The sequence below is a fragment of the Mailhella massiliensis genome, from assembly GCF_900155525.1.
In the GTDB taxonomy this organism is placed as follows: Bacteria; Desulfobacterota; Desulfovibrionia; order Desulfovibrionales; family Desulfovibrionaceae; genus Mailhella; species Mailhella massiliensis.
Genome location: NZ_LT706952.1, coordinates 109,976 through 126,045 on the forward strand (window position 1 = coordinate 109,976; position 16,070 = coordinate 126,045).

Genomic DNA, 16,070 nt, shown 5'->3' on the forward strand with positions numbered 1-16,070 from the left:
CATGGACAGCGCGCTTACCGTGCAGGGTCGCGTCATCTATGCCCTGATGATGCGCGAGGTGCATACCATCTACGGTACATCCCGCCTGGGCTACCTGTGGGCGCTCATACAGACCATGTGGGGAATAGGCATGTTCTGGGGCATGCGCTACCTTGCCGGGGCCAAGGCTCCGCACGGCATGCACATCCTCATGTTCATGCTGGTAGGGTTCGGTCTTTTTAATATGTTCAGCGGGATTCTGAACAAGTGCATGAATGCCGTAGCCGGAAACAGGGCGCTGCTGACCTTTCCGCAGGTCACGCCCGTGGATCTCATGCTTTCCCGCGCCGTCATCGTCTGGGCCACGGAAGTGGTGGCCGCACTGCTCCTCATTACCATCGGCATGCTCTGCGGCATGCCGTTCTACCTTACCGATTTCGGGGGTCTGCTGTTTCTTCTTCTGCTTACGCCGCTTCTGGGCCTCGGTATGGGGATGCTCTGTGCCTCTCTGGCAGTGCTGTACCCCACGCTGGAAAAAATCGTGCCCATGGTCATGCGTATTCTCTTTTTTGCCTCTGGCCTGTTCTATTCCGCCACCATGCTGCCTTCCTATGTGCTGCGGTATCTCTGGTACAATCCTCTGATTCAGATCATCGAATGGGGCAGGGTATGCCTTTCCCGCGGGTACAGCACCATTTCCTACAGTCCTGAATACCTGTTGTCCGTGACCGTAACATGCCTGTGCCTCGGCTTTCTCATGGAACGCTATGTGCGGAGGCGGCTGGTATGATCGAGCTTTCTCACGTGTGCAAAAGCTACGGCCTGCCGCACGGCCGCAAGGTGGTACTGGACAATGTGTCCCACATTTTCCGCGAAGGTGTGAACATGGGCATTCTCGGCCTGAACGGGGCGGGCAAGTCCACGCTCATGCGCGTGATATGCGGGGCGGAATCGCCGGACAAGGGGCGGGTCAAGCGCACCAGCCGTGTTTCCTGGCCCATAGGCTTTTCCGGGGGCTTCCACGGCAGCCTCACCGGGCGGGAGAACATGCGCTTCACCTGCCGCATCTACGGGGCGAATATCAAACAGGTGACTGATTTCGTAGAGGATTTTTCCGAACTCGGCCCCTACATGGACATGCCCATCCGCACCTATTCCTCGGGCATGAAAGCAAAGCTGGCCTTCGGGCTGAGCATGGCCATCGGTTTTGATTTCTACCTTATCGACGAAGGCTACGCCGTGGGCGACGCCTCCTTCCGCGCCAAGAGCGAAAGGGTTTTTCAGGAAAGAAAGGCCCACTCCACGCTGCTGGTGGTGGCGCACAGCACCTCCGTCATACGGGCGAACTGCGACAACGCCGCCATTTTAAAGGGCGGCAAGCTGATTTTTTTCGACACGCTGGACGAGGCGCTGTCGGTTTATGAAGGGATGTGCCGTGGAAAAAAATAATGTGGCCCTTACCCGGCAGTACGCCAAAACGCTGTGGCGCAGACTGCGCCGCTGGATGAAGAAACGTGCCTTCATCACGGCGCTGGTGCTGCCTACGGTGCTGGCCTTTTTCTATTTTCTCATGCTGGCCTCGCCCATGTATGTGTCGCATGCGAGCTTTGCCATACGCAGCGCAGATGCTTCCGTATCGGGAGGGGCGGATATAGCGTCCATGTTTTTGAGGACTTCCGGCTCCACGGGGAACGATGCCTACATCATCAACGACTATATTCAGAGCCTTGACCTTGCTCAGGATATCGACCGGGAACTGGGGCTGGTAAGCCATTACAGCGATCGGGAATACGATGTGATTTCCCGCCTGTGGCAGCACCCCACGCAGGACGAACTGACCCGCTACTGGCGCTGGGCGGTACTGCCGCAGCTCAATGTGGATACGGGCATCATTTCTCTGGAAGTGAAGGCCTACACGCCGGAGATGGCGCAGAAGCTCACGCAGGCCATTTTAAAGCGGAGCGAGGCGCTGGTGAACGCCATGAACGAGCGGGCACGCCACGATGCGGTGGAACTTGCGCGCGAGGAAGTGAGCCGTGCGGAAGAGCGTGTGCGCCATGCGCAGAGCGCCATGCGGGAATTCCGCGATACCCACAATCTCATCGACCCCAAGAGCACGGCGGCCGGTCTTCAGGAACTGGTGACGCGGCTGGAAGCCGAGGCCACGACGCTCCGCACCCAGATATCGGAAGCAAAATCGTACATGAACGCGGAAGCTCCGCTTCTGAAGTCGCTGAACCAGCGCCTTGCTGCGGTGGAAAAGCAGCTTGGGGAAGAAAAGCTGCGCGTGGCCGGGCAGAGCACCGTGCAGGGCAACCTGAACTCCCTTGTGGCCGAGTACGAAGACCTGACCATAGAGGCGGAATTTGCCCAGAAGCAGCTTGTTTCTGCCATGACCTCCCTGGAGCAGGCGCGCATCCAGCAGATGGCGCAGTCGCGCTATGTGGTGGCGTATCAGCAGCCCACGCTGCCGGACGAGTCTCTGTACCCCCGGCCCTTCCTTTTCACGCTCTATGTGTTTGCGGCGCTGCTGCTCCTTCTGGGCATCGTGTCGCTGGTATGGGCGTCCATCCGAGAACATGCGGGATTTTAATATGAAAGCGATATACCACGCCGGCATACTATTTTCGCTCTGCACGCTCTGTGCTCAGCCTGTTTTTGCAGCGGAGAATCCGCTCCAGAACTACAGCGGGGCGGCGCAGTACGGCGGCTCTTCCATGGCATCGGGCACGCCCATGCAGGGCGGGCTGCCTGCCTCGGCCAGAAACGGCATGAATGTGGTTTCCCAGTCCACGCCCGGGGGCTATCCGGTGTTCGACGCTTCGGCTCCTTACCGGGAAAAGCAGTCCACCCCCACGGTGATGGACGCGCCGCCCGCCTGGGCGCAGGGAGGGCTTGCGCCTTCGGCTTCCGCACTGCTTGCTCCCTTCGGGGCCAATCTGTTCCGGGGAAATTTTGCGGGCACCTACAGCGACGGCATGAACGGCGACTATGTCATCCTGCCCGGCGACCGCATCATGGTGCGCGTATGGGGCGCGAAAACCTATGACGACGTGCTGCCCGTGGACCAGCAGGGCAACATCTTTCTGCCGGAAGTGGGGCCTGTGCGTGTGGCCGGGCTCAAGCAGTCCGCTTTGCAGGGGGCGGTGCGCTCGCGCCTTGCCTCGGTATTCACCGACAACGTGAACATCTACGTCAACCTCCAGAGTTCCCAGCCCGTGGCCGTGTATGTGACGGGCTTTGTAAACCAGCCGGGCCGCTATGCGGGCAGCCCCGTGGATTCCGTGATGTCGTACCTCGACAGGGCAGGGGGCATTACGCCGAACCGCGGCACCTTCCGCAACGTGCAGGTGAAGCGCGGCAACAAGGTGGTGGCGAGTCTTGATCTTTATGATTTCGCCCTCAACGGCAACATGCCCGACATCCGGTTGAAGGAAGGCGACGTCATCCTTGTGGGAGAACGCGGGGTGAGTGTGGCGGCCTGCGGCATGCTGCGGCAGGAAGCCCGGTATGAGTTCAGGGGGCAGGCCACGGGTTCGCAGCTCATCGCCTACGGCAGCCCGCTTTCCAGCGCCACGCATGTGAGCGTTACGGGCATCCGGGGCGGCAGGCCCTTCAATGAATACATGACCATGCAGGAATTTTCCTCCATGCGCCTTGCGGACGGGGACAGCGTGGAATTCGTGGCCGATACGCGTGGCCGCACCATCATGGCCTCGGTGAGCGGAGCCATACGCGGGGCATCGCGCTTCCCGGTAAAGAACAGCACCACGCTGCGGGCCCTGCTTGCCTATGTGGAGGTGGACCCGGCCCTTGCCGACGTTTCCGCCGTGTATGTGCGCCGCCAGAGCGTGGCGCGCCAGCAGAAGACCATACTGGAAGATTCCCTGCACCGCCTGGAGCGTTCCGCGCTGACGGCCACGTCCGCCACGGCGGAGGAAGCCGAGATCCGCGTGCGCGAGGCGGAACTGGTGCAGGACTTCATCCGCCGTGCGGCAAGCCTCACGCCCGACGGCGTGGTGGTGGTGAGCCGGGGCGGACAGGTGCGCGACCTTCTGCTGGAAGATGGCGACGAAGTGGTCATTCCGCAGAAGAGCGACGTGGTGCAGGTATCCGGCGAGGTGCTTCTGCCCAAGGCCGTGACCTTCGATGCCGCCATGAAGGCGGAAGACTATGTGAAGAGCGCGGGCGGTCTTACCGACCGTGCGGATGAGGACAACATTCTTGTTGCGCGCATGAACGGGGAGGTGGGCCCCATTGCGGAACTGGGCGTGCATGCCGGGGACCGCATTCTGGTCATGCCCCGTGTGGATACCAAGAATCTGGAACTGGCCAAGGGCATCACGCAGATACTCTACCAGATTGCCGTGGCCACCAAGGTGGCTGTGGGGCTGTAGCCATGGAACATCCAGCGGTCAGCGTGATTATTCCCGTGTGGAACAGCGGGAAATACTTCCGGGAATGCCTGGACAGCGTTCTTTCCCAGAGCCTGCGGAATATCGAAGTGCTCATTGTGGATGACGCCTCCACTGACGGAAGCGGAGCTGTAGCCGAAGAATACGCCTCGCGCGATGCCAGAATCACGGTGATGCATCAACCCTCATCCACAGGTGCAGGCCCTGCCAGAAACCGGGCCATGGCTGTAGCCCGTGGGGAATACATCGCCTTTATGGACAGCGACGATCTGTATCCTTCGAATGATGTACTGGAAACGCTGTACCGTAAGGCTGTGGAACAAAATGTTAATATTTGTGGTGGCTCACTTTTATATATTAATTCTGATGGCTCTATAAGAATTAAACAGATATCTTATCAGATGTTTAATAGGGATAGTCTTTATATGTATAAAGATTATCAATATGAGGGTGGATTTTATAGGTTTATATATAATAGAAAATTTTTAAATGATAATAATATTATTTTTTGTAATTATAAAAGATTTCAAGATTCGGTTTTTTTTGTTTGTTGTATGACATTTGCTAAAAGCTTTTATGCTATAAGTAAAAATGTTTATTTTTATAGAAAAGGACATAAAGATATAATATGGGATTATAGTAAGTTACATGATCATTTATGCGGTGTTAATAAACTGCTAATTACTTCAAAAAAATATAGTTATAATTATTTATATTATGAGTTAGTAAAAAATATTTATTTTTTTATTGATAAAATAAACAGATTTGATTTATTTATATTATTTATAAAAATATATTATTCTATAAATTTTGAAATAATCAATCAAGAAAGATATAGACACAAATTTAAAATATATAGAGTGAAATTTTATATAAAGATATTAAAGATGGTGTATATTATTTTAAAATATAAATGTATTAGTTAATTTATTTTTTATAAAATTGAAGAGGCTTTTTTGTATAGGTGAGAAAACAATTAATTATGGAGGGGATTATGTTGAATCGTAAGGTTAAAAAACTTTTTAAACATCCATATCTTTTTTTTAAAGATATAGGAAAAAAAAATGTGACAGAGAAGCAAGGGTATGAGGAGTATAAAATAATGAATAATATAAAAAAAGATGTAAATATTGATGTTTCTGTAATTATTCCTGTTTTTAATGTTTCAAAATATATAGAAACATGTCTGAAAAGCTTAATTAATCAAAAAAATAAAAATTTAGAGTTTATTTTTGTTGATGATTTTTCTTCTGATAATTCTATATCTATTGTTGAAAAGTATGCAAAACAAGATAATAGAATAATTATTTTGAAAAATAGTGCAAATCTTGGATGTGCAACTACAAGAAATTTAGCTATTTCTATAGCAAAAGGAAAATATATTGGATTTGTTGATGCTGATGATTATATTTCAGATAACTACTTTGGTTCATTGTATAGAATTGCAAGAATAAAAGATGCAGATATTGCTATGACTAATAATGTAGTTAGATTTCCTTCAAAAAGTATAAAACATAAAAATATGGGATTTTCAATAAATAAAAAAATTGGAGATGATCAAAAAATTAATATAATTAATACAACTGGAGTAACGTGGAATAAGATATATAAAAGAGAATTTTTAAATAAATATCTTATATTATTTCCAGAAATACATACAATGGGTACAGATAATTATATTACAGTATTATCATTATTTTTTGCAAAAAATATAGTTACTACTGATAAATCTATATACTATTATAGAGAAAATCATAATTCTATTATTAATAAGAAAAAAGATGCGTCATATTATAAATTAACAGATGTATATAGTAGGATTATAACAAGAATATTATATTCAGATAAAAATAAAGAAATAAAAAATAAATGGATTAATTCTGTTATTAATAGATTTTACAAAGATACTAAGTCTAATTTGTCAAAATTTGAGACAAATTTGGAGAAAATAAATTATATAAATTATGTTTATAATCAGTTTCCTAATATTGTTCTTGATGATATCAATAGACCAATTGTGTCATTAACGTCATATCCGGCGCGAATAAATACTGTATATCAAACTATTGATTCGATTCTTAGTCAAGATATTCCACCAAAAAAGATAGTTTTATATTTGGCAGAATCTCAATTTCCTATGAAAGAAGCGTCTCTTCCTGAAAAACTTATATCTAAAATTAATGATATATTTGAAGTGAGATGGTGTGATGATATTAGATCATATAAAAAGTTAATACCTGCATTAAAAGATTTCCCCAATGATATTATAATAACTGGTGATGATGATGTGATATATCCAAAAAATTGGATAAGAATATTATTAACAGGATATTATAATGATCCTTTATCTGTTCAATGTTTGAGAGCTAGACGTATGGTTTTTGAAAATAATAAATTTAGTGAGTATTCAAAGTTTAGATTAATAAAAGATGATTCGAAAGCATCATTTTTAATACTGCAGACTGGATTAGGTGGATGTTTATATACAAAGAATATGTTTTATGAAGATATATGTAAAAAGGAATTGTTTACTAAACTTTGTCCGGATGGTGATGATTTATGGTTCTGGGCAATGGCTGTAATAAAAGGAACAAAAATTCACTGGTGTGCTCCTGGTCTTAATAATCCACAGTATATTGAAAATACACAAATTGAAAATAATACACTTTGGGAAAGGAATAAAATATATGGTAACGATATTAATATTAAAAATTTAATTGGATACTATAATAATAAAATAATAAATAATATTATTAGTGAATAAAGTGTTATTTTTTTTATGATGTAATTGTATAATGTGTTATGAGGGAATTTTATGAATGGAAATATTACAATTAGGGAAATTTTTTTACATGAGAAAGATATATTATACTCGTCAAAATTTGTAAGGCATGTTGTAAATAGAAGATTAAAAAGATCTTATGTTGATAAAAATATTATTAATCAAAAAAGTGTTTATATTAATTTTGAAGATATTAAAGATTTAAAAACTGGAATTTATACAACAGAGATATGTAATGCTAAATTTCAATTTTTCTTTCATAAAGGTTCAGAAAAAAAACTTTTCGTCGTTTTAGATGGGGCACGAACTAGTTCTGGGGGTAAAAAAAGAGATATTCCTATATATAATAGATGGTCATTTTATAATCTTACAAATGCATCATGGATTTCATTAGAAGATCCTATGTATTTTAAATATGAAGATCTTCTTTTGGGGTGGTTTTATGGAGATAAAAGTAATGATTTTAGATACTATACATCATTATTAATAGAAAAAATAGTTAATATATTAAAAATAAATCATGAGAATGTTGTTTTTTATGGTGGGTCTGGTGGTGGTACGGCTGCTTTAGATGTTGCTACAAAATTTGGAAATTGTACAGCTGTATCTATCAATGGGCAATATAATTTTGAATATAATCATGATAATATAAAAGATTTTTTTGAAAAAACTGGTATAGATTTGCATAAAAATGATATATTTAATAGAAATAATATATTAAATATGTTGGGAAATGACACTGTAAAATATATATTTATTGAAAATTGTAAATCAAAGTGGGATTACAGAGATCATCTTAGTTATGTATGTGATAAATTGAATATTAAACCTAGATTAGGAATATCTAAATTTAATAATATTTATATGTATATTTATGAGGCAAATGGAAAATTTCCACATACTAGTTTTGAAGATCGAGTATTATTTTATGTTATAGACTTTATTATAAAGCTTGCAAATAGTAATTCAAATATAGAAGATTATAAATCGCTATTTTTATTGTTTAATGAATTTTGGTACTATAAATATCAAACAGATAATGTATTATCTATAGAATATATTAATGATGATAATTTTATTACACAATCAACTCAGTTTATTAATAATATTAAAATTGATTCAGGTATTGATAAATATTGTTGTTATAAAGTTCTTTTGAAGTGTAATAAAAAATATAAAATATCTATTCATGGTATTAATTTAAATTCAAAAGATAAAGAAATAACTATTGGTGTTTATTCTCCAACATTACATGATTTTATTATATCTGATATTTATAATATTAATAATATAATAGATATTTGTTTAAAAATAAAGGGAGAGGCTAGTGATCTTCAGTTTTGTATTTTTTCTGGAATTCATGGAGCAACACAAAATAGAGTTCTTTCTATTGACAGAATAGAAATTTTTGAATCTGGAGTTAATGTATGAACATTGCTGTTGCCGGAACCGGCTACGTCGGTTTGAGCTTGGCCGTACTGCTTGCTCAGCATAACAGTGTGAAGGCCGTGGATATCGTTCCTTCCAAGGTGGAACTCATCAACAGAAAGAAATCCCCCATCGTGGATAAGGAAATTGAGGAATTCCTTGCGGAAAGGCCGCTGAACCTTTCCGCCACTACGGATGGGGAATCCGCTTATCGCGATGCGGAAGTCATCATCATTGCCACGCCCACCAACTATGATGTGGAGCAGAACCATTTCGATACATCTTCCATCGACGCGGTGCTCCGGCTGGTGGAAAAGGTCAACCCCACCGCCACGGTGGTCATCAAGTCCACGGTGCCTGTAGGGTATCTGGAAGGGCTGCGCAAGGCGTGGCCCGGCCTGCCGAACCTTATTTTCTCGCCGGAGTTCCTGCGTGAGGGCAGGGCGCTTTACGATAATCTGCACCCCTCCCGCATCATAGTGGGGACTCCCCGGGAATGCTCCGCCGACCTTCGTGCCCGTGCGGAGCGCTTTGCCGCGCTGCTTCAGGAAGGGGCCATGGACAAGGATATCCCCACCCTCATGGTGAACGCCACGGAGGCGGAATCCATCAAGCTCTTTGCCAACACCTACCTTGCGCTGCGCGTGGCGTTCTTCAACGAGCTTGATACTTATGCCGAACTGCATGGTCTGGATACGCGGCAGATCATCAGGGGTGTGGGGCTGGACCCGCGCATAGGCTCCCACTACAACAACCCTTCCTTCGGTTACGGCGGTTACTGTCTGCCCAAGGATACGCGCCAGCTTCTGGCCAACTATAAGGGTACTCCCAACGACATCATTGCCGCCATCGTGGCAGCCAATAGTACGCGCAAGGACTTTATCGCCCATCAGATTCTTGCCCGCAGGCCTCGCAAGGTCGGTATTTACCGCCTGACCATGAAGGCGGGCAGCGACAATTTCCGTCAGTCGGCCATTCAGGATGTTATGAACAGGCTGCGCGATGAAGGCGTGGAGGTTGTTATTTACGAACCTACGCTGAGTCAGGATGTCTTTCAGGATTTCGCCGTCATTCACGACCTCGAGGCCTTCAAGTCCATGTCCGATGTGATCGTGGTCAACCGCATGGCTGAGGAAGTGAAGGACTGCATGGATAAAGTCTATACCCGTGACCTGTTTGAAAGAGATTGATCCTTCCTCGCTGAACAATATGCCGTAATGGCATCAAAACCGCCCCTTCCCGCTTACTTCGGCGGGAAGGGGCGGTTTTTGTATGGAGAGAGCGGCTTTCCCTGGCGGAACATCTCCGGGCATCGGGAAGAGGCTGAGGGGTACTTTCCAGTCCAAGGGGGCTGTCGTAGAGAAAGAGCTCTGTGTTTTTCCTTTCTTTCTCCCGCTTGTGGTTTTTTTTGTTTGCCTTGCTGTTTGTATTGTTATGCGGTATCGTAAGGAATTATAGCTTTTCTTCATAAAGGTATCGCATCATGGAATGGCTCACGCTCATCAACAACTTCGTCTGGGGCCCCTGTATGCTGGTGCTCCTTTTCGGCACCGGCCTGTATCTCACCATCGGGCTGCGTTTCTTCACCATACGCAACTTCGCCCGGGGGCTGCACCATGCCTGGGCCGGACGCAGGCAGGATTCGGAGCACGGGGAGATTTCTCCCTTCAATGCGCTCATGACGGCCCTTGCCGGCGACATAGGCACCGGCAACATCGTGGGCGTGGCCACGGCCATTTACATGGGCGGCCCCGGCGCGCTGTTCTGGATGTGGATGACGGCCCTTGTGGGTATGGCCACCAAGTTCAGCGAAGTGCTGCTTGCCGTGCACTTCCGGGAACGTACCCCGGCAGGCAACTGGGTGGGCGGAGCCATGTTCTTCATTAAAAACGGCCTGGGGCGCCGCTGGATGTGGTTGGGAAGCGCGTTTGCGCTTTTCGGCATCGTGGCCTGCATAGGCACGGGCGCCATGGTGCAGAGCAACGCCATAGGCGGCGTGCTGAAGGCGAGCTTCGGCATTCCCTTTGAAGTTTCCGCCGTGGTTCTTCTTCTGCTTTCCGGTCTGGTGCTGCTCGGCGGGGTGAAGCGCATCGCCGCCGTGGCGGGCAAGATCGTTCCCGTCATGGCCCTTTGCTATGCGGCCATGGCGCTGCTGGTCATCGTCATGCATATAAGCGAAGTGCCCGGCATTTTCGCCATGGTTCTGCGCGAGGCATTCACGCCCACGGCGGCCCAGGGCGGCGCGGCGGGCGCTTCCATCATGATGGCCATACGCATGGGCATGGCGCGCGGCATCTTCTCCAACGAAGCCGGTCTCGGCACGGCCCCCATGGCTCATGCCGCGGCTTCCACCCGTTCCCCCATGACGCAGGCCACCATCGGCATGCTCGATACCTTCATCGACACCATCGTGGTGTGCAGCCTCACGGCCTTCGCACTGCTGGTCACGGGCCTGTGGAGCAACGGGCAGGAAGGCGCGGCCGTGACTTCCGCCGCCTTTGAAAGCGTGCTGCCCGGCGTAGGCGGCATCGTGGTGACGGTGTGCCTTTCCCTCTTCGCCTTCACCACCGCCATGAGCTGGTGCGTGTACGGCGAACGCTGCGCCATCTACTTCTTCGGCGACAGGGCGCAGCTTCCCTTCCGTGTGGTGTACTGCATCGCCATTCCCGTGGGCATACTCATCAAGCTCGATCTGGTATGGCTGCTGGCCGATACCTGCAACGCGCTCATGGCCATTCCCAACCTTATCGCCATCCTGCTGCTCAGCCCCGTGCTTTTCAAGCTGGTGAAGCAGGAGGAGGCCTCCTTCCGTTCCGAATGCGCGAAGGACGACTGATCCGTTTTTTTCCGAAGCCGGGGGGAGTTCCCTCCGGCTTTTTTTGTTTAAGGCCTTTTCGTACAGATTCTGCGGCAGAAGGGCGTGGAGCATAGAGGGAGCGCTTCCGGCGGTACTCTTCTGCAGCGGCAGATGAATGAGAGAAGAGGGGGAGCGTTTCTCCGGGAAGCGGCGAAGGAAGGGGCGGGCGGAGAATGCCGCCGGATAAGACGCAACATGGCATGCTGCGCCTGCACGCAGGAAATGTGTTGTATGCAGAGAAAAAGAAAAGGCCCGTCGTATGACGGGCCTTCATATCTATATGGAGCGGGAGACGGGATTTGAACCCGCGACTTCAACCTTGGCAAGGTTGCACTCTACCACTGAGTTACTCCCGCGCGGTAGGAACAGACGTCTTGTATAAAAGAAGGCTGCCCCTGTCAACAAAAAAATTACAAAAAATAAAAATTTTTCTGCAGGGCGCAGCATCGCCTTTTGCCGACGATACGAAATTCCCCGGGAACGGCCCCGTGCGGCTGCGTCCATGCCTGCTTTTGCCCGGCCGTATTCTGCGGGCCTCCCGCACACGGGCCGGCGCGGAAGGGGCAGGCCGCGGGGCGCAAATCGCTTTCCTGCGGGAGCCTGCGTAGGCTCAGGGGAGGGAGATTTCGCAGGGGCACGCTTCCGGTTATTCCGGGAGAGGCCGTTCCGGGGCGTGTGCTTTGGAGATAAACATAAGGCCGCTCCTTGCGGAGCGGCCGGGGAAGGGGGCGGCCACGCACGGCCGCCCGGCAGGGGATTATGCCTTACTTCTTGGGCAGAGCGTAGTCATAACCCTTCTGGTCGGAGGTAGGAGCGTTTTCCACCTTCGGAGGTCTGCCGCCGTTGGGGGAAGGCTTGTATTCAAGCAGGCTCTTCCAGTCGGGGCAGGAAGGCGCGAGCTTGCGGATGGGCTTCAAGTCGCGGCCCTTGAGCTGCGGGGAATCGGCCGCATAGCGGAAGGCGCGGTGAATCTGCGTCCAGGGATTGTTGTCCTTTCTCACGCAGTAGGGCTCGTCGCCGGACATGGGGTTCACGAATTCCCACACCACTTCGCCCTCGGGCGTCACTTCGAACACATGGCCGTTGTTGGTGGCCGTGATCTGCCAGTTGCCGTTGGGGAGCTTCTGCGCGGCGCTCTGGTAGTCGGAATAGAAGCTGTTCGGGTCCTTGGTCTTGAACGACCACACGATCTTGCCGCCGTTGAAGGTGCCGTCGCGTTCTATTTCATAGGCGGCGCTGTGGTTGCCGCTGGGGCGCATGGTGCCGTTGTCGAAGATGCTCAGGTTGCCGTTGGGCAGCCAGTTGCAGTCGTGGGAACCGAAGAGAATCTGGTCGCCGTCGCGGGCGTAGCCCTGTTCCTTGGTGCCCGCGCCGTAGGCGTAGGGGTTGCCCCAGCGCCAGACCATCTTCTTGGTCTTTCTGTCGATGATGTACATTTCACCCCAGTCGCGGGAGTTCACCAGATACTGGTCGGTCTCGGGGTTGTAGCGGATGGAGTTCCAGTGCGTCCAGTCGGGCCCGGCGAAGTAGGCGGGCATATAGCCGAAGGGCAGATGATAGTTCGGGTCCCACTGGTCCTTGCCCGTGCCGATATTGTCCTTCACATGGAATTCCCACACGACTTTGCCGCTGGGGTCCACTTCGATGATGGCGTCGGGCCACACGCCTTCCAGCACCTTGCCGTCGGGGTACTTGAAGCCGTCCTTGTAGATGGTCGGGTCCTTGGGGTCGCGGCCCTTGGCGATCATTTCATCCCAGCTCATCTTTTCCCATACAAGCATGGCGGTGTTGCCGTTGGGCAGGCGGTCGAAGCCGTGATGGGCGACCTTGTTCTCGTCGCGTATGGTGTATTCCCATACCACATTGCCGTCCCAGTCGTATTCGCGCAGGCTGCCGTGCCAGCCGCCGAAGGTCACCGGAGAGCCGGGGCCCTGTTCGGCGCGCAGCAGGTGCCCGTTGGGCAGAAGCTCGGCCATGAAGGCCTGGCGGCCGTGATTCCATTCGTGCACCACGTTGCCCTCAAGGTCGATGAGGTAGGTTTTGGTGCCGCCCAGGTGGTTGGTGTAGAGCACAAAACCGCCGTAGGACTTTTCCTTCTGGTAGTGAAGCACGCCCAGGGGGCCGCAGATGGCTTCGTAGGCCGAAGACGTGGCGGGAGCGGCACAGAGGCCCGCAGCAAGGGCCGTGCCGGCCAGAAAGGCGACGAGTTTACGCATGGCATTCTCCTCCATGTTGAATGTGCGTAGAAACAGCTAGCTCACTTTTTCACAATTAAAAACAAAAAGTCAATAATAATTAAAGTAAAATCTATTTAAATATGGATTCATTTAATTAATTCATAAAAAAATCACCTTTTTGGATCAAAAAAATCATAGAAAGGAACGGAAGCGCCAAAGAGCCTTTCCCGAAAACAGCTGCGGCGTAAGGTTTTTCCGGCAACATGTCGAAAATGTTCCACTTTGTGCAAAAAAGCGCGTTTTTTCCGTTCCTTTTTTCATTCCGGCCTTTTTTCGCGCCTGGGCGGAGTAGGGAACGGTATCGCCTTTTGGGCGGAACATGCTTTTTGTTACAAAAGCTGTTTTTCCATTGACAGGAGAGGGGGTGTGCTGAACAATGGGAAAAATTCCGGCAAAGCTGCATCCGCCATTCGTCATGGTTTGAGCCTCCCGCAGGGCGCAGGCGCTGACGGGCCTTTCGGCCGATGAAGTCCTTTTTTTCAACCCGGGGCGCTTTTGTCCCTGTCCGCCGGATGTGGAGTCGGCCGGCGGATGCGGTCGACCGTGGATTGAATCATGCTTCAGAAACACAGCCTTCCCGCCCTGATCTGTCTTGTCTTCTGCCTTTTTTTCTGTATGTCGGCTCCGGCGTCTGCCGCCAATCCGCCAGACTATGAAAGGGCCAAGGCGCAGCTTGCCCGCTTGAAGGAAGGCAACCCGGGGGCCAATTCCTGGCAGGCCTGTGCCGATGCCTTCCGCGAGGTGTACGACAACAACCCCAAGTGGAACCTGCGCGTGGCGGCGCTGTTCCGCTGCGGCGTGGCTCTGGAGGAGAAGGCCAAGGTTACCGGTTCGTCGGTGGATGCGAAAAAGGCCGCTTCCGTGTACGAACAGTCGGCCAGGAAGTTTCCCTACAGCGCCCTTGCCGACGACGCGCTCTTCCGCGCCGCCGTGGTGTACAACGAGCTTTTGAAGGATCAGAAAAAGGCCCGCGTACACCTCGAGCACATCGCCCGCCGCTACTCCCGGGCCGATCATGCCAAAATAGCGGCGGAATACCGCGAGCAGATGGACGGGAAAAAGGCTTCCGTCTCAAGCAGTTCTTCAGGCGGAAAAGCGCCTGCAAAGGTGACCAGGCCGGGCAAGGCTGGTTCGCACATGCTTGCCGCGCAGCTCGGGCTTTCGGTTCGCACCATCATCATCGATCCGGGGCACGGCGGGCGCGACCCCGGGGCCATGCACAACGGCGTGGTGGAACGCGACGTGAATCTGGACGTGGCGCAGCGCCTGGAAAAGATTCTGGAAAAGCTGGGCTACAAGGTATTGCTCACGCGCAGCGGCAACAAGGGCATATCGCTGGCGGACCGCGTGAACTTCAGCCGCCGCAACAAGGGCGATCTGTTCATATCCATCCATGTGAACGCGGCGGAAAACACCTCCATCAGCGGGCTGGAAACCTATATCCTCGACTTTGCGCGGACAAGTTCCGCCAGCCGCCTGGCCATGGTGGAAAACGCAGACAGTGGCCGCCTCGGCGACATGGACAAGATTCTTACCGAAATTCTCACCGGTGCGCGCACAAGCGAATCGCGCCGCCTTGCGGAGAATATTCAGAAGTCCACGCTGAGCTACCTGAAAAAGAACGGCGTAAGCACCCGCAACGGCGGGGTGAAGGGCGCGCCGTTCTTCGTGCTGGTGGGCTCTTCCATGCCCAGCGTGCTGGTGGAAATTGGCTACTGCACCAACAAGAGCGAGGCCTCGCGCCTGAAAAGCAGCAAGCACCGGCAGAGGCTGGCCCAGGGCCTTGCCAACGGCATACATGCCTATGCACGGAGCCTCCTGCAGAAGTAGCTTTTGGCCTTTTCCGGCACGGAGTTTTCCCATCTGACGAAGGCTGCCCGGAAGAATTTCGGGCGCCCGGCTCTTTTGCCCCCCCGTGCGGGAGCGAGCGCGGCAGGGAAGGGCTTTCCGGGAGGGAGAATGCGCTTTCTGCCCCGTGCGGCAGGCAACCCGGGCAGGGGAGGCGCGTGCCCGGGAGGAGAACGGCGTACTCCGCATGTGGGCGGTACGACAAGGCTTCCGCGTCGCAGCGGCTTGACAAGTCTTTCCGTCATGGGGAAAATATGCGCGCCTTTTCCGGGTATGCGCCCGGCGCTCTTCCGCGCTCCGGGCCGCGACGGTCGCCGTTCTGCGATGCCCGGCGGAAGGCGGAGGGAAATCGGCCGACGTTGCGGCGTTTCCCGGGCTCTGCCGGTGCGCTTTTCAGAGCGCGGCCGGGGCAGGCCGGGGGCGGCGTTCAGGCCGTGCAGGAGTCGCGGTTTTTCTGCGGGAGACGGGGCGGGCGTCATGGGAGCGCCCGTACAGGTTCATGCCGTCGTGCCGGAAGACCGCGC

Annotated in this window: 12 protein-coding genes and 1 tRNA gene; 10 read left to right on the top strand and 3 right to left on the bottom strand. The window is 50.8% G+C overall.

The window, feature by feature from the left end; genetic code table 11:
* The first annotated feature begins 1 nt into the window (after position 1).
* The 9 genes from CZ345_RS10580 to CZ345_RS10620 all read left to right on the top strand — a co-directional run bounded on the left by CZ345_RS10580 (position 2) and on the right by CZ345_RS10620 (position 11,440).
* The gene (locus CZ345_RS10580; RefSeq protein WP_077073123.1) at positions 2-769 is read left to right on the top strand and encodes an ABC transporter permease; all 768 of its coding nucleotides are present in this window, start codon (positions 2-4) and stop codon (positions 767-769) included.
* Complete coding sequence (locus tag CZ345_RS10585) at positions 766-1,428, top strand: ABC transporter ATP-binding protein (RefSeq protein ID WP_077073124.1); 663 nt, start codon at positions 766-768, stop codon at positions 1,426-1,428. Before CZ345_RS10580 ends, CZ345_RS10585 begins: the two co-directional genes overlap by 4 nt.
* Positions 1,415-2,572 (top strand): KpsE/RkpR family capsule polysaccharide export protein, encoded by a 1,158-nt coding sequence (locus CZ345_RS10590; RefSeq protein ID WP_239446676.1) that lies wholly within the window; start codon positions 1,415-1,417, stop codon positions 2,570-2,572. Before CZ345_RS10585 ends, CZ345_RS10590 begins: the two co-directional genes overlap by 14 nt.
* A 1-nt stretch (position 2,573) precedes the next feature.
* A complete protein-coding gene (locus tag CZ345_RS10595) occupies positions 2,574-4,376 on the top strand; it encodes a polysaccharide biosynthesis/export family protein (RefSeq protein WP_077073125.1) in 1,803 nt (600 codons plus the stop codon).
* Between the two features lie 2 nt (positions 4,377-4,378).
* A complete protein-coding gene (locus CZ345_RS10600; RefSeq protein ID WP_077073126.1) occupies positions 4,379-5,320 on the top strand; it encodes a glycosyltransferase family 2 protein in 942 nt (313 codons plus the stop codon).
* 68 nt (positions 5,321-5,388) lie between these two features.
* Positions 5,389-7,158, top strand: a complete 1,770-nt coding sequence (locus tag CZ345_RS16285) for a glycosyltransferase family 2 protein (RefSeq protein WP_162274965.1) — start codon at positions 5,389-5,391, stop codon at positions 7,156-7,158.
* 51 nt (positions 7,159-7,209) lie between these two features.
* Positions 7,210-8,607, top strand: coding sequence for a hypothetical protein (locus CZ345_RS16670; RefSeq protein ID WP_144277333.1), 1,398 nt, complete (start codon positions 7,210-7,212; stop codon positions 8,605-8,607).
* Complete coding sequence (locus CZ345_RS10615; protein ID WP_077073127.1) at positions 8,604-9,794, top strand: nucleotide sugar dehydrogenase; 1,191 nt, start codon at positions 8,604-8,606, stop codon at positions 9,792-9,794. Before CZ345_RS16670 ends, CZ345_RS10615 begins: the two co-directional genes overlap by 4 nt.
* A gap of 293 nt (positions 9,795-10,087) precedes the next feature.
* Positions 10,088-11,440, top strand: coding sequence for an alanine/glycine:cation symporter family protein (locus CZ345_RS10620; RefSeq protein WP_077073128.1), 1,353 nt, complete (start codon positions 10,088-10,090; stop codon positions 11,438-11,440).
* A 302-nt stretch (positions 11,441-11,742) separates the two neighbouring features.
* On the opposite strand, the gene CZ345_RS10625 is transcribed toward CZ345_RS10620, so the two are convergent.
* From CZ345_RS10625 to CZ345_RS16675, 3 genes are all read right to left on the bottom strand, one after another.
* Positions 11,743-11,817: transfer RNA gene (locus CZ345_RS10625), tRNA-Gly, on the bottom strand.
* Between the two features lie 408 nt (positions 11,818-12,225).
* Entirely contained in the window at positions 12,226-13,677 is a 1,452-nt protein-coding gene (locus CZ345_RS10630; protein ID WP_204224287.1) for an aryl-sulfate sulfotransferase, read from the bottom strand.
* Positions 13,678-13,830: 153 nt separating this feature from the next.
* Complete coding sequence (locus tag CZ345_RS16675) at positions 13,831-14,115, bottom strand: hypothetical protein (protein ID WP_144277334.1); 285 nt, start codon at positions 14,113-14,115, stop codon at positions 13,831-13,833.
* A 138-nt stretch (positions 14,116-14,253) separates the two neighbouring features.
* Here CZ345_RS16675 and CZ345_RS10635 point away from each other — a divergent pair, with 138 nt between their 5' ends.
* Entirely contained in the window at positions 14,254-15,528 is a 1,275-nt protein-coding gene (locus CZ345_RS10635; RefSeq protein ID WP_077073130.1) for an N-acetylmuramoyl-L-alanine amidase, read from the top strand.
* Positions 15,529-16,070 lie beyond the last annotated feature (542 nt).